Annotated in this window: 8 protein-coding genes and 2 pseudogenes; 5 read left to right on the top strand and 5 right to left on the bottom strand. The window is 70.7% G+C overall.

What is annotated here, in order from left to right; all coding sequences use genetic code 11:
- Positions 1 to 25: 25 nt before the first annotated feature.
- Together ACP4E5_RS15020 and ACP4E5_RS15015 are read right to left on the bottom strand one after the other, a co-directional pair.
- Positions 26 to 1,915 (bottom strand): ABC transporter substrate-binding protein, encoded by a 1,890-nt coding sequence (locus ACP4E5_RS15020; RefSeq protein ID WP_425828878.1) that lies wholly within the window; start codon positions 1,913 to 1,915, stop codon positions 26 to 28.
- A 357-nt stretch (positions 1,916 to 2,272) separates the two neighbouring features.
- A pseudogene (locus ACP4E5_RS15015) lies at positions 2,273 to 4,326 on the bottom strand (MinD/ParA family ATP-binding protein); the annotation flags it as partial.
- A 587-nt stretch (positions 4,327 to 4,913) separates the two neighbouring features.
- On the opposite strand from ACP4E5_RS15015, the gene ACP4E5_RS15010 reads away from it, so the two are divergent.
- Positions 4,914 to 5,252: a hypothetical protein gene (locus ACP4E5_RS15010; RefSeq protein ID WP_425842182.1), complete on the top strand. Its 339-nt coding sequence runs from the start codon at positions 4,914 to 4,916 to the stop codon at positions 5,250 to 5,252.
- Positions 5,253 to 5,449: 197 nt separating this feature from the next.
- On the opposite strand, the pseudogene ACP4E5_RS15005 reads toward ACP4E5_RS15010, so the two are convergent.
- A pseudogene (locus ACP4E5_RS15005) lies at positions 5,450 to 5,581 on the bottom strand (SCO5717 family growth-regulating ATPase); the annotation flags it as partial.
- A gap of 340 nt (positions 5,582 to 5,921) precedes the next feature.
- Between ACP4E5_RS15005 and ACP4E5_RS15000 the strand changes: the two are divergent.
- Genes ACP4E5_RS15000 through ACP4E5_RS14990 form a run of 3 tightly spaced genes read left to right on the top strand, consistent with a single transcriptional unit; the run spans position 5,922 to position 11,184 of the window.
- Complete coding sequence (locus ACP4E5_RS15000) at positions 5,922 to 8,123, top strand: protein kinase domain-containing protein (RefSeq protein ID WP_425828876.1); 2,202 nt, start codon at positions 5,922 to 5,924, stop codon at positions 8,121 to 8,123.
- 58 nt (positions 8,124 to 8,181) lie between these two features.
- Positions 8,182 to 10,275 carry a protein kinase domain-containing protein gene (locus tag ACP4E5_RS14995; RefSeq protein ID WP_425828874.1) on the top strand — a complete coding sequence of 698 codons (2,094 nt, stop codon included), beginning with the start codon at positions 8,182 to 8,184 and terminating at the stop codon, positions 10,273 to 10,275.
- Between the two features lie 21 nt (positions 10,276 to 10,296).
- Positions 10,297 to 11,184, top strand: a complete 888-nt coding sequence (locus tag ACP4E5_RS14990; protein WP_425828872.1) for a protein kinase family protein — start codon at positions 10,297 to 10,299, stop codon at positions 11,182 to 11,184.
- Positions 11,185 to 11,266: 82 nt separating this feature from the next.
- Here ACP4E5_RS14990 and ACP4E5_RS14985 read toward each other — a convergent pair whose 3' ends face one another.
- Positions 11,267 to 11,566 carry a DUF397 domain-containing protein gene (locus ACP4E5_RS14985; protein WP_425828870.1) on the bottom strand — a complete coding sequence of 100 codons (300 nt, stop codon included), beginning with the start codon at positions 11,564 to 11,566 and terminating at the stop codon, positions 11,267 to 11,269.
- Between the two features lie 413 nt (positions 11,567 to 11,979).
- On the opposite strand from ACP4E5_RS14985, the gene ACP4E5_RS14980 reads away from it, so the two are divergent.
- Positions 11,980 to 12,669 (top strand): hypothetical protein, encoded by a 690-nt coding sequence (locus ACP4E5_RS14980; RefSeq protein ID WP_425828868.1) that lies wholly within the window; start codon positions 11,980 to 11,982, stop codon positions 12,667 to 12,669.
- Between the two features lie 61 nt (positions 12,670 to 12,730).
- On the opposite strand, the gene ACP4E5_RS14975 is transcribed toward ACP4E5_RS14980, so the two are convergent.
- The gene (locus tag ACP4E5_RS14975; RefSeq protein ID WP_425828866.1) at positions 12,731 to 14,104 is read right to left on the bottom strand and encodes a S8 family serine peptidase; all 1,374 of its coding nucleotides are present in this window, start codon (positions 14,102 to 14,104) and stop codon (positions 12,731 to 12,733) included.
- Between the last annotated feature and the right edge of the window lie 63 nt (positions 14,105 to 14,167).

Raw genomic sequence — 14,167 nt, 5'->3', positions numbered from 1 at the left:
TCGCGTGGAGCCGGCTGTGCGTCGCCTACTCGCGGTCGTCCGCCGTCGTGCGACGCCGCCGCGCGAAGAACACGCCGCCGCCGATGACGACGAGCGCCGCGACCACGATGCCGATGACGAGGCCGGTGGAGCTGGACGAGCTGCTGTCTTCGCTGTCGGAGCCGGACGCGGGCACGGCCGACCACCAGCTCCAATACCCGTCCTGGCCGTAGATGTTGCCGGCCGCGGTGGGCATCGTCTGGATGGACTTGATCTGGTCGGTGCGGTAGGCCTCGACCGCGTTCGGGTACGCCATGACGTTCATGTAGCCGGAGTCGTAGAGCCAGGACTCCATCTTCTTCACGGTGTCCGCGCGCTTGGCCGGGTCGTACTCGGCGAGCTGCTGGTTGTAGAGCTTGTCGTAGGTCTTGTCGCAGATGCCGTTGTCGGTCTGCGCGACCTCCTTCGGCTTGCTCGGGAGGGCGGCGCAGGTGTGGATGCCGAGCACGAAGTCCGGGTCCGGGTTGACCGACCAGCCGTCGAAGGCGAGGTCGTACTCACCGGCGTACCAGGGCACGGAGACGTCGTCGACGCAGTTGAGCTTGAGGCCGATGCCGATCTTGCCCCACCACTCCTTGAGGTACTTGCCGACCGCCTTGTCGTTGGGGTCGGTGGCGTGGCACAGCATGCGCAGGTTGATCGGCTTGCCGTCCTTGCCGACGCGCTTGCCGTCCTTCATCTTGTAGCCCGCGTCGTCGAGCATCTTGCCCGCGGCCTGCGGGTCGTAGCCCAGTTGCTGGTCGCCCGAGGGTTGCCAGTAGTAGTCCTGGAAGCGCGGCGGGATGTAGCCCTGGCCGCGTACGGCGTGGCCCTGGAAGACCTTGTCCACGATCGTCTTCGTGTCGACGGCCTTGAACAGGGCCTGGCGCACCTTCTGGTCGAGCAGCGCCGGGTTGCCGTCGCCGAACTTCTTGCCGCTCTTGGTCTTCCAGCCGGGGTTCACGGCGATCGCGTAGAAGCGGCGGCCGGGGCCCTCGTTGACCTTGATGTCCTTCTCGCCCTTGAGGGACGCCGCCTGGGCGGGCGTCAGGGCGGGGGAGCCGGCCACGAAGGAGACCTCGCCCTTGCGCAGGGCGGCGACCGCGGCGTCCTGGTCCTTGTACGTCTTGAAGACGATGTTGTCGAACTGCGGCGTCTTCGTCTTGCGCCAGAAGTCCGGGTTGCGCTTCAGCTTCACGTACTGGTCGGTCTTGTAGCCGGTCACGACGTACGGACCGTTGCCGACGATCGGGAACTTGTCGTCGTTGTTGAACTTCGAGTAGTCCTTGACGTCCTTCCAGACGTGCTCGGGCACGATCGGGATGTCGAGGGCCGTCATCGTCGCCTGCGGCTTCTTCAGCTCGACGACGAGCTTGGTGTCGCTGGGCGCCGTGACCTTCTTGAAGTTGCCGACGAACGAGCCGTTGGCGGTCGCCGCGCCGTCGTCCGTCATCATCTTGTTGAAGGTGAAGGCGGCGTCGTGGGCGGTGGCCTTCTGGCCGTCGGACCACTTCGAGTTGGAGCGGATGGTGTACGTCCACGTCAGCTTGTCGGCCGAGGGCTTCCAGGCGGTGGCGAAGCCCGGGATGACGTGGTTGTCCTTCGGATCGTAATTGGTCAGGTACTCGTACATCAGACGGTGGATGCTCGTACTGACCAGGCGGGTCGCCAGGAACGGGCTCAGCGAGTCGACGCTCTGCGCGACGGCCACGGTGAGGGTCTTGTTCTTGCCGCTGTCCGCCTTGGCCGCGGCATCGCTGCCGGCCTTCGCCTCGGCCTGCTGCGGCGCAGGGTTGAGCGGCGTGGCGAGACCGGCCGTCAGGGCGAACGACGCGGCACCGGCCGCGAGGAGTATCCGCACTCCGCGCCGCGGGGGGCGGGCCGTTCTGTGGTCCATGTCTTGCTGAGCTGGTGTGTCCATCGGCGGTGACCTCGCGCATCGCTCGCACAGCTGGGCTGGATCTGGGTTCTCCGGGTTTTCGGGTCGATAGAAGTGTTGGTTTATCAGCGGCAGTTGAGGAACGTCAACGGTGGGTGAACCCCATGTGGCCTGCGGAAATAACGAGTTGACCTGCATTTCACGCACATTGGTCGAGACCTGTGACGCTTTGCAGGCCAGGGGATGGCACCCGGATGGGTGCAGAGCGGGCAAAGGGCCCGCACCGGCGTTCGACGGGTGCGGGCCCTTGGCGGGTGCGGGGGTGACCAATACTGCTTGCGGGGGTGACTAATACTGCTGCGGAGATGGCGGCAGCTGGGCACGGCCGAAGCCCTCGGCGACCATCGCGGACAGGTCGAAGTACGCCTCCCGCGTCTTCGGGCGCATCATGTCGAGGTCGACCTCGGCGCCGGCCGCCAGGTGTTCGTCGAAGGGGATGACGAGCACGCCGCGGCAGCGGGTCTCGAAGTGGCTGACGATGTCGTCGACCTTGATCATCTTGCCGGTGTCGCGGACGCCGGAGATGACGGTGAGGGAGCGCCGGACGAGTTCGGTGTAGCCGTGTGCCGACAGCCAGTCGAGGGTGGTGCTGGCGCTGCTCGCGCCGTCGACGGACGGGGTCGAGATGATGATCAACTGGTCGGCGAGGTCGAGGACTCCGCGCATCGCGGAGTACAGCAGGCCCGTCCCGGAGTCGGTCAGGACGATCGGGTAGTGCCGACCGAGTACGTCGATCGCGCGGCGGTAGTCGGCGTCGTCGAACGTCGACGAGACCTCCGGCTCGACGTCGTTGGCGATGATCTCCAGGCCGGAGGGGGTTCGGGAGGTGTACTGGCGGATGTCCGCGTACGAGTGCAGGTGCGGGATGTTGTGCACCAGGTCGCGGATGGTGGCACCGGTCTCGCGGCGCACGCGGCGGCCGAGGGTGCCGGCGTCCGGGTTGGCGTCGATCGCGAGGATCTTGTCCTGGCGCTCGGAGGCGAGGGTCGAGCCGAGGGCCGTCGTCGTGGTCGTCTTGCCGACGCCGCCCTTGAGGCTGATCACGGCGATCCGGTAGCAGGACGAGACCGGTGTGCGGATGAGGTCCAGCTTCCGCTGCCGCTCCGTCTCCTCCTTCTTGCCCCCGAACTTGAACCGCCCGCCACCGGCGCCGGGCGCCTTGCTCCGCTGCTTCTGCCGCTTGCTGTTGACCAGCCGATCCGCCGAGAGCTCGACGGCGGCGGTGTAGCCGAGGGGGGCGGGTGGGCTGTGCGGGTGGTGGGGCTGGTGCGGGGCGGGGGGTGCGGGTTGCTGCCAGGTGGGGGTGGCCGTGGGGCCGGGGGTGGGGTGTGGCTGGGGTTGGGCGTCGGGCATGGGTTGGGCGGGTGGCTGTGGTTGGCCGGGGTGGGGGGAGCCGTAGCCGGTTGGCGGGTGGTTCTGGGCCGGCGGCGTGGGTGGGGCGGGCGGTCGGCCTTGAACCGGCGACGGTGTCGGCTGAGGGAAGGCATAGCCGGGCTGCGGGGTGGCGGGGGTGGGCGCGTGTTGGCCCGGCGTGCCCTGGGGCGGTGCTGCGGGGTGAGCGGGAGACGGCGGGAGGCCGTAGCCGGGTTGCGGGGGCGGGGTTTGGGTCGACGGGGGGAAGCCGTAACCGGGCGGTTGTGTGTGTGGGGGGGGGTTGGGTGGCTGAGGGGAGTCGTAGGGGGCTGGTTGTGTGGGGGTGGTGGGTGGCTGAGGGCCTGTGGGTTGGGGGGAGTCGTAGGCGGCTGGTTGTGTGCGGGTGTTGGGTGGCTGTTGGCCCGAGGCCGGAGGCAGCGGGTGGCTGTAACCGGCCTGCGGTGAAGGCGCGTTGGGGGCGGCATGCGGGAATCCGTAGCCGGGCTGTGCGTTCGGCAGCGGGGGGCCGTATTCACCCTGCGACGGGATGGGCCGGCCGTTGGCCGGTGGTGACGGTTGGGTGGGTGGCTGCGGGAATCCGGATGGGGCCGCAGCGGGCGGGGCTGCCAGTGGCGGCTGGCCGGGCGCGGGGTCGGTCCACTGCGGGGCGGGGGCCGGTGCGGCCGGCCGGAACGACGGCGGCAACGGAGGAACGCCGCCTGCCGGAGGCGGCGGAGGGGCCCAGCCGGCCGGAGCGTGGGGCGCGTCGCCGGGATCCGGGGCGGCGGGGGTAGGCGCAACGGCCGAGATGTCGCCGGGAGTTGGGGCTGGCGGGGCGGCTGGTGCGGCTTGTGGCGGGGCGGGGGCGTCGCGGGGGACGGGCGCCGCCGGGGTGGCCGGGGCGTCGGCGGGGGCCGGGGTCGATGGAGCGGCAGGCGTTGGCACCGTGGAGGTCGGAGTTGCCGGGGAGTCGGCGACGGGATCGCGAGTGGGGGCGGTGGGCTGCGCGGAGGCATCGTGGGGAGCCGGGGCGGCTGGTGCGACGTGGGGGTAGCTGGATACGGGGGCTGCTGCGGCTTGTGGCGCTGTGGAGGGAGAAGTCGCGGGAGCCGTGGGGGCAGCAGTTGTCGGGGTGTCGGTGATGGGATCGCGGGTGGGTGCGATTGCCTCCACGGCGGGCTCGTAGGGCGTTGGGGCCGCTGGTGCAGCTTGTGAGGCCGTGGGGGCAGCGGCTGCCGGGGAGTCGGCGGCGGGGGCGAGGATGGGCGCGGTTGCGTCCGCAGCGGCCTCGTAGGGAGTCGGAGCGGCTGGTGCGGCGGGGGAGTTGGTTGCGTCGGCGGGAGCCGGAACCGTGGAGGTCGGAGTCGCCGGGGTGTCGGCGGTGGGATCTGGGGCGGTTGCCGTTGGCTCCGTTGTGGCAGGAGTGGTGTTCGGGGCGTAGGAGTGAGCCGGGTCCGTCGGTGCAGCCTGTGGCGCCATGGGAGCCGGAGTCGGCGGAGCGTCTTCGGTGGGAGCCGGGGCGGTTGCCGTCGGCTCCGTTGTGGCAGGGGTGGTGTTCGGGGTGTAGGAGAGAGCCAGATCCATCGGTGTGGGCTGCGGTGCCGTGGGTGCGGCAGCCGTAGGGTCGTCGGCGGCGGATGTCGTGGTCTCGTCGGGCGGCGTCGCGTCGGCCTTCTTCGCGTCCGGTGACGCGAGGGAGAAGTCCGTGTCCGGCGGGGCGGCATCGGTCGTGCCGGTCGTGTCGATGTCGACGTGCACCCGGTGGGCGTCGACCCATGCGCGGGCCCTCTCCTCGGGGCTCTGGTCCACCATCGGCGGCTCCCCGAGCGCTGCCAGCTCCTCGAAGTTCCGCTTCAGCGACGGCGCGGAGAAACGCAGGGTGGCGCCGCTCTCCAGGTCACCGCTGCCCAGGCTTTCGTTCTCGGGACCTCGCTCCCCTTGATCGCCACCCCCGCGGCCAGGCGCGGCCGCCGGAGCGGGCAGATCGGTCGGCGCACCCGGGTCCGGCTTCGCCGGACCCGGCGCACCCGGACCCGGCGAAGCCGCAGGCGCGACACCATCCGCCGCTCCCACCGCACCCGCCGGCCCAACCGGCTCTCCCGCCCCCCAGTTCACCCCACCGTTCCGCGAACTCGCCTGCTCGTACCAGGGCGGTGGCGCGTAGTCGATGGTGAACTCGCCGGTCTGCTCGGCACTGGGTCCCGCGCCGGAGGACGCGGCACCGGTGGGTGGCTCGCCGGCCCCGCGGACATCGTCCCGATCGCTGCTCACAATGCCTCCTGGTGTGGTCGAGCACCGGCGTGCCTCCCCCGTCCCCCGGGCACGTCCCGTCCCAGCCTAATCACCGAAACCGTCCGCACGGCAGGCCCGCCCACACCCCGTCGACTAGACTCGCCGCGCCACGACTGGGGAGGTCGTGGCTCGGACGGCGGCGGGGAGGACGTGGCGTGCGGAATCGGATCAGGGGCGGAGCCCCGCCCATGTGCACAAAGACCCCCAACTGACCCGCACCGCATCGCACTCCACCGCATCGCATTGCGCTGCAACTCACTGACCCGCACCGCACCGCATCGCAATGCGCACCGCACCCGACCCCGCGAGAACTCACCTCATGCCTACCGCGCTCACCCACGACGACCCCGTACACCTCGGCCCGTTCCGCCTCGTCGCACGGCTCGGCAGCGGCGGAATGGGGACGGTGTACGTCGCGCGGACCGCCGGCGGGCGCACCGTCGCCGTCAAGACGATGCACGCCGGGCTCGCCGCCGACCAGGCCGGACGGACCCGGTTCCGGCTCGAGATCGACGCCGCGCGGGTCATCGGCGGGCAGTTCGGCGCGAAGGTCGTCGACGCGGACCCGCTCGCCGAGACGCCATGGCTGGCCACCGAGTACGTACTCGGTCCGCCGCTCGACGAGGCCGTCGAGGCCGGCGGCCCGATGCCCGAGACGACCGTACGCGCGCTGGGAGCCGCCCTGTGCGGGGCACTTGGGCAACTGCACCGCAGCGACGTCGTGCACCGCGACCTCAAGCCGTCCAACATCCTCATCACGGCGTACGGCCCGAAGGTCATCGACTTCGGCATCGCTCGGGCCATCGGTGACGACCGGCTGACCCGCGTCGGATCCGCCGTCGGTACGCCCGCGTTCATGTCACCGGAGCAGGCCACCGGGCAGGAACACGGCCCCGCCGGCGATGTGTTCGCGCTCGCCGGCGTGCTGGTGTTCGCGGCGCGCGGCAGCGGACCCTTCGGGAACGGGCAGGCCGCCGACCTGCTCTACCGGGTGCGCTACGGCGAGCCGGACCTGACGGGGGTGCCCGCCGGGCTCGTCCCCGTACTGGCGAGGTGTCTCGAGAAGGATCCGGCGCGGCGCCCCACCACGCACGAGCTGTCGGCCCAACTGCACACGGGGGCGGGCGAGTTCGCCGACCACCTGTCCGCGGCGCTGCTCGGTGACATCGGACGCCGGGCCACCGACGTATGGCAGATCGCCCCGCAGCGGCTGCCCGCGCCCCCGGCCCACACACTCCCGCGGACCACCGCCGTGGACGCCACCGGAAGCGCCCCCGTGTCGCGGCGCCGCTTCCTCGCCGCCGGGGGAGTCCTCGGCGTCGGCGCGGTCGCGGCAGGCGGCGCCTGGTGGTGGACCGGCCGCTCCTCGGACGAGGAGAAGGCGGCGGACCCCAAGGCCACCGACACCCGCGACCGCCGCGATCTCGAACCTCTCTGGAAGGACGAGGGCTACTTCGAGAGCAGCGTCGTCGACGGCGGAAAGGCGATGATCCCCGCCATGGTCGGCGGCGTAGCCGTCGCCATGCGCGGATACGCCCGCGGCCTCGACGTGTCCGACGGCGCGAAGAAGTGGGACGATCACATCGGCGGCGGCTGGCAGTGGACCGCCGCGGACGGCAAGCTCTACCACCTCTCCTACAACGTCTACCAGGACGACCGCGCCGGAGCGCCCGTCACCGTCGAGTCGATCGCCCCGCGCACCGGCAAGAAGATCAAGACCCTGGCCCGCCTCGCCGACACCACCGACCAGCTGGAGGGGAACCAACTCCTCTGCGTCGCCGACGACATCGCCTACGTGGTGGTCGGCAAGGGCACGGGCGAGAAGCTCGGTTACGCGAAGGCGCAGAAGTGGACACTGCGCGCCGTGAACTGCGCGACCGGCAAGACCTTGTGGTCCAAGCCGCTGCCCCGGCGCGCCGAGCTCGACCAGTCCATGTACGTCCTCGCCGCGAAGGTGGCCGGCGGGCGCCTGGTCACGTACCAGCAGATGAAGGAGGACGAAGTCCACATCGTCGTACGGGACCTGAAGACCGGCGGCATCGTGTGGAACGTCCCGTACCTCGTCGAGGACGTCGCCCCCTTGTGGGCGGGGATCGCGGCCGACGACGCCCACCTCTACATCGGCGGCAGCCGGCTGCGCGCCGTGCGCCTCAAGGACGGAAAGGCGCGGTGGCAGACACCCGAAGGGCGCGCGTTCGGCCCGCCGACACTCGACGGCGGCGTCGTGTACGCGGTCGGTGAGGGCATCGGCCTCGCCGCGTACAAGGCGAGCGGCGGCGAGCGGCTGTGGGTGGAGAAGGACGGCAGCGCCGACGCGCAGTCCAGGGCGTGGCGGCCACTCGTCGGCAAACAGTGCGCGTACTACCGCAACGGCGGGCAGTTGCGCGGCGTCGACCTCAAGAGCCACGAGATCGCGTGGACGTACAAGACGGACGGCGACCGCTTCTACGCGAACCCGGAGCGCACGCGGATCCTCTCCCTGAGCGACAACGCCAAGCTCGCCGCGTACCCCATGAAGTGACCGACGCGAGCCCCACACACGTACGTTCCAAGACCGCCTCCCCGGCAGAAGGCCCCACATGAAACCCCTCGGCATCGGCGACCCCCTCCGCCTCGGTCCCTACCGCGTCCTCGGCGTGCTCGGCGAGGGCGGCATGGGGAAGGTGTACGTCGGCCAGGACGGCGCCGGGACGCTCGCCGCGGTCAAGGTGCTCAAGCCCGAACTCGCCCACGACACGAACCTCGCCCAGCGGTTCGTGCGCGAGGCGCAGGCCGCACAAGCCGTGCGCAGCAAGGGCGTTGCGAACGTCCTCGGCGCGTGGACCGAGGGCGGCCGCCCCTGGATGGCCACCGAGTTCCTGGCGGGCCTCACCCTCGACCAGGCCGTCGAGGCGCACGGCCCGCTGCCCGAACCCGCCCTGCGCGCCCTCGCCGCCTCCCTCGCGCACACCCTCGCCGACATCCACGCGGCCGGCTTCATCCACCGCGACCTCAAGCCGCCGAACATCGTGCTGACGTCGACGGGCCCGCGCATCATCGACTTCGGCATCGCCCGCCCCGAGCACGGACTGACCCTCACCACGACCGGGGAGGTGCCGGTCACCCCCGGCTACGGGGCGCCCGAGCAGGTCCTCGGCCGCCGCGTCACACCGGCCGCCGACATCTTCTCGCTGGGCGCGGTGCTCGTGTACGCGGCCACCGGACGGCGCGCGTTCGATGGCGGACATGTGGCGGCCGTGCAGTACGAGGTGGTGCACGGCGAGCCCCAACTCCAGGGAATCCCCCCGGAGTTGCTGACACTGATCGCCCCCTGCCTCGCCAAGGATCCCACCCACCGTCCCACGCCCGCCCAGATCGCCGAGGCGATGCGGCCGCCCAAGGGCGCCGAGAAGACCTGGCGGCGCGGCTCCATCGCCGACGCGATCACCGAGCGGGAGACCGGCGCCCGGCACCTCGCGACCACCGTCGTGGGCGGAGCGCAGCCGCAGCGGCCCGCCATGTCGCGAAGACGCCTGCTGACGACGCTCGCCGTCGGTGGCACCGTCGCCGCGGTGGGCGGCGGCACGGCCGCGTGGTGGTACGGCTCGCGGCCCGACAGCGCACTGTTCGACATCCCGGCCGCGGCCAGGACCCCCGTACAGGCGCTGAGGCCCAAACCGGGCGACGACTACGCCGAGAACGGCGGGTCCATGAAGCTGTGGACCGTCACCACCGCCGACGCCACCACACCCGAACTGCTGCCCGTGCGCGACGTGTTGGTGTTCGCGCTCGGCTCCGGCGGTATCGGGGCGTACAGCGTCAAGAACGGTACGCGACGGTGGTCCGCCGAGGGCCTGCGGGCCAGGTCCGGCTACGTGTCGCTGGCCGACCGGCTCGTCGTCGGCGCGGACGAACAAGGAACGCTGCACACCTTCGTACCCTCCACCGGAACCGCGAAGTGGACGTGCGAGCGGGCCGAGGCGCAGACCCTGCTCGCCGCAGGCGCCGACGCGGTGTACCTGATCACGAAGGACGGCCGGCTGCGCTGCGTCAACAGCGCTGACGCCGAGGTGCGGTGGACGGTCACCGTGCCCGCGAAGTTCCGCAAGAAGCTGCACGGCCCGGCCGCGGTGGGCGGCGGCGTCCTCGTCGTCCCGTCCACCGACGGCACGGTGCTCGCGGTGCGCACCAGCGACGGCCGCACGGCCTGGCAGCAGTCCGAGGGGTCCGAGTCCGTCGTCCGCCCCGCCATCGCCGACGGCATGGTCTACCTCAACGGCAAGACACTTGAGGCCTACAGGCTCCGCGACGGAAACCGTGAGTGGAGCACGCTCCAGCTCGGCGGCACCAACTCGGTCTACAGCAAGTGGGGGCCACCGGAGGTGCACGGGAACCGCGTGTACGCCAACGCCGTCGACGTCACCCGCTGCCACAACCGGACCAATGGCCAACAGGAGTGGTTCGCGGTCGGCACGTCCACGGCCAGCCGTGTGCTGGCGCAGGGCACCTGCGTCTGGTCCGTCGACGACGGCGGCGGAATCGGCGAACTCCAGCTGAAGGGCATCCCGCGGAAGGACGGCAAGAACGCCTGGACGACGCGGTACCCCCGCCCCCACTACACACAGCTCGCCGCCGCCGGCAATCGGGTCTTCCTGTTGCTGGACAGTTCCGTGCACGCGCTGAGCACCTTCTGAGGCCGAAGGGACCGACGACACATGCAGAGCGCCGCGCAGCAGGTGGGCCCGTACCACCTGCTCACCTCCATCGACCAGGCCACCGAGCGGGAGCGTCCGGCCCCGGCCGTCTGCCGCATCGCCCGCACACCCGGCGGCGACCGCACCGTCCTCCTCAGCACGCCCGCCCCCGGCGTCGACCCGAACCGCTTCATGGCCGAAGCGGACGCGGCGCGCTACCTGGTGGGCACCTGGACCCTGCCCACGGTCGAACTCGCGCCACCCGGAGGCGCCCCCTGGCACGCGCGCCCCTACGTCCCGGTACTGCCGCTCCCCACCGCGCTCGCACTCCACGGCGGACCGCTGCCGGAGCACACCGTGCGCGCCGTGGGCGTAGCACTCGCCGAGACACTCTCCGTCATCCACGGCCAGAGCCTCGTCCATGCCGGACTCTCCCCGGCGGCCGTACTGCTCTCGTTCGACGGCCCCCGCCTCGACTGCTTCGGCGCGGTACGGGCGGCGGCGCCCGACGGAGCGGTCCGGCGCGACCTGCCGGGCATCGACGTCACGGCCCTCGCACCGGAACAGGCGACGGGCGGCCGGCCACGCCCCCTCGGCGACGTCTACGCGCTGGGGGCGACCCTCGCGTACGCGGCGACGGGCCACACGGTGCCGGAACGCGAGGAACTCCCGCCGTCGCTGCGGTCGTTGGTGGGCAGGTGCCTGTCGCGGGACCCGGTACAGAGGCCACAACTGGCGGATGTGGTGGGCGAGTTGAGCGCGGGTGGCGCACCGCGTCCCGCCGGCTTCGGCTCGACCGACCACGCGTCGGCGCTTCTTACGCCCGGTTGGCTACCGGCTCGCCTCGTCGCCGCGCTGGCGCATCAGGCGGCGTCGGTGCTGGATGCGGAGATGCCGCCGGTGCAGTGAAGGGCTGGGACTGGGGCGGGGCTGGGGCTACGGTGCCGAGCGGGGGCTGGGCGTCGGCGCCGCTGTTGTTGAGTGGAGCGGGTCAGGCGTCGGCGCCGCCATTGCGCGGAGCGGGCTCCAGGTCGAACTCCCCGTCCCGGGCGCCGAGTACGAACGCCGTCCACTCCGCCTCGGTGTACCGCAGCACCGTCTCCGGCTCCAGCGACGAACGCATCGCCACGGCGCCGTCCGGCAGCTTCGCGATCTCGACGCGCTCCTCGTCCTGCTCGGTCCCGGGAGCGCTCTCCCACGTGACGCCGGAGATGTCGAGCGCGTACAACTCGTTCTTCTCACGCTCCTTGCGGGCCTCGATCTCCTCCGGCGTCTCGCCTGTGGTCCCCACGCCGCATCAGCCCTTTCCGTAGTCCTGGTAACAACACTCAGCTTAGTGAAAGTTGACCGTCGACCACGGTGAGCCGGTGGAAAGCGACTCTTTGGTGGGGGGGAAGCGGCCCGATGAACCCCGGGGTCCCGCGCGTCCGGGAGGATGTCCTGACGCATCACCACGGGAGGACTTCAGCAGTGAGCAGCAACCATCCGGGCCCGTACGCGGGCGGCCCCCACCAACCGGGACCGTACGGCGCGCAGCCGGGACCGTACGGGCAACAGGGGCCGCCGGGCCAGCCGTTCGGGCAACCTGGGCCGTATGGCGCGCAGCCGGGGCAACCGGGGCAGCCGCAGTACGGCGGTTACGGGTTCCCGCAGCAACCGGGTGGATATCCGCCGCCACCACGCCGTGGCGGTCTGGGAAGGACCTTGGCGTTCGTCGCGTGCGGGGCGGTGCTGATGGCGTTGGTCGGCTTCGGTCTGTTCTGGATCCGTGACGCGCAGGGCCCGGACGACGACGGCCCGCACAAGCTGACCGCGCCGTCGACGATGTCGTTCGCCACGTACTACCGCGCCGGCGACGAGTCGGACCCGCACCTCGCGACGGACGATCCCAAGGCGTTGGCGTGGTACGAGATGAAGAGGCCCACGGAGATCGCCACCAGCTACTCCGACGAGCTCCTCGACAACGCCAACACCTCTGATCCGGACGCGGCCCAGGACGCGCTGCAGCGCGCGCGGAACAGCAAGAGGTTCTCGGTCACGGGTGCCTACGGCCACTTCGACAAACCCGAACTGGCCTTGTCCTACTACTTCGGACTCGTGGAGAAGAAGCTCACCGAGGCAACGGACAAGGCCCCCGGCCACGTCGTCTCGTCGCTGGACGAGCCGGAGGAGACGGAGGCGGACTCACTCGACGGCGCGGTGATGAAGTGCGCGGACCTCAAGGTGGACAACTGGGACGACGACGACCCGGCCACTGAGACGACGGTGTGCGGCTGGGCCGACTATTCGACGGTCGGAGTGGTCACCCCGTACGACGGCACTCTCCAGGTATCGAAGGAAGACTCGGCGGAGCTCACGGGACACATCCGCAGCGAAATGCGCGTCGAGAACTAGCCAACAGCCGCGAGGCCCGAGACCAGCCGCCTGGTCACGGTCCTCGCGGCTGTGCAGGCACCTACTGGCGCGGGGGACCCCACTGCGGGGGCTGCTGCTGGCCGTAGGGGCCGGGCTGTTGGGGCGGGTAGCCGCCTTGCTGGTAGGCGGGCGGGGGCATGGTGCCGGGGCCGACAGGTCCGCCCGGGCCGCCGGGGCCGCCGCGGTTGTTCTTGTTGCGGGAGACGACGACGATGACGACGACCACCGCGATGATGACGAGCGCGGCGATGCCGATGCCGACGTAGAGCAGAGTGTTGGAGCTGCCGTCGTCCTTCGAGGAGTTGGACGTGCTGTCGGTGGCGGGCGACGAGCCCCCACCGGCCTTGTCCCCCGAGGCCTTCGGAAGCGCGGACAGGTCCCACGGGCCGTTGGCGCTGCCCTTGGGGATGTTCGCGGTGAGCGCCTTGAGTGGGCTCAGGTCGCCGTAGCCGTGATACGCGTCGGGGAGCTTCGACTTGTCGACGCCCTTGGCGATGTAGGTCGACTTGATGATGCGGTTGACCAGTTGGCCGGGGGTGTAGTCCGGGAACTTCTGCTTGAGGAGGGCGAAGGTGCCGGAGGTGATCGCCGTCGACATGGAGGTGCCGTCGCCGGTGACGTAGTCGCCCTTGATGAACTGGCCGTCGTCGGTCTCATATCCGCCGTCGCTGGTGGCGACGATGATGTCCTTGGCGGGGGCGGTGAACATGAGTTTCTTGGAGTAGTTCTCGTCTTCCCAGGGGGTTCCGTTCTGGACGGAACCGCCGACTTGGGTGACGCCAGGTAGGGAGCCGAGGCCGCGCTTCTCCTCGACGCCATCGTTGCCGGACGACTGGACGACTACGACGTTGTGGTCGAGCGCGTAGGCGATGGCCTTCTTATCGATTTCGTCTGCGTACTGTTGCTCGATGGAGATGCTGATGACGTCGGCGCCCTGGTCGACGGCGTAGCGGATCGCCTCGTCCCACTCGCAGGCAGTCTTGTTGTGGCTGCCGATGGCGCCGCCCTCATCGGCGTAGATGTCAACGGGCAGGATCTTCGCATCCGGGGCGATTCCCAGCACGCCTTCGCTGTTCCCTGGCCCATGACCGTGGCCGACGATGAGAGATGCCATACCCGAGCCGTGATCGTCGAGCTTCTCCTCGTTGGCGGGCTTGCCGTCCGAACAGCGCTTTCCGGGAAGAATGCTGCCAGTTAGGTCGGGATGTGTGCTGTCCACTCCGTCATCGAGCACGGCGACGGTGACGCCCTTGCCCGTGGCGACCTTGTGGACGGCGTCGATGTCGAACGCCTTGTTCTGCCACTGCTTGTCGCGGGTTGCGTCCGCCGAGGCGGCCGATGCGGTGCCGAGCACCAGGGCTCCCACCATGGCCGCACCGCCGATTGTGCGGAGCGTCCTGTGCGCGAAGCGCATGCTCTGACACCTCTCGTGGTGTATTCCGTGCTGATGTGTGTGGGGCCCACGACCGGAGTGGTC

The organism is Streptomyces fractus (assembly GCF_049844455.1).
GTDB lineage: Bacteria > Actinomycetota > Actinomycetes > Streptomycetales > Streptomycetaceae > Streptomyces > Streptomyces fractus.
Note: the sequence above shows the minus strand (reverse complement) of the source record. Positions and strands in the feature narration are given on the sequence as shown.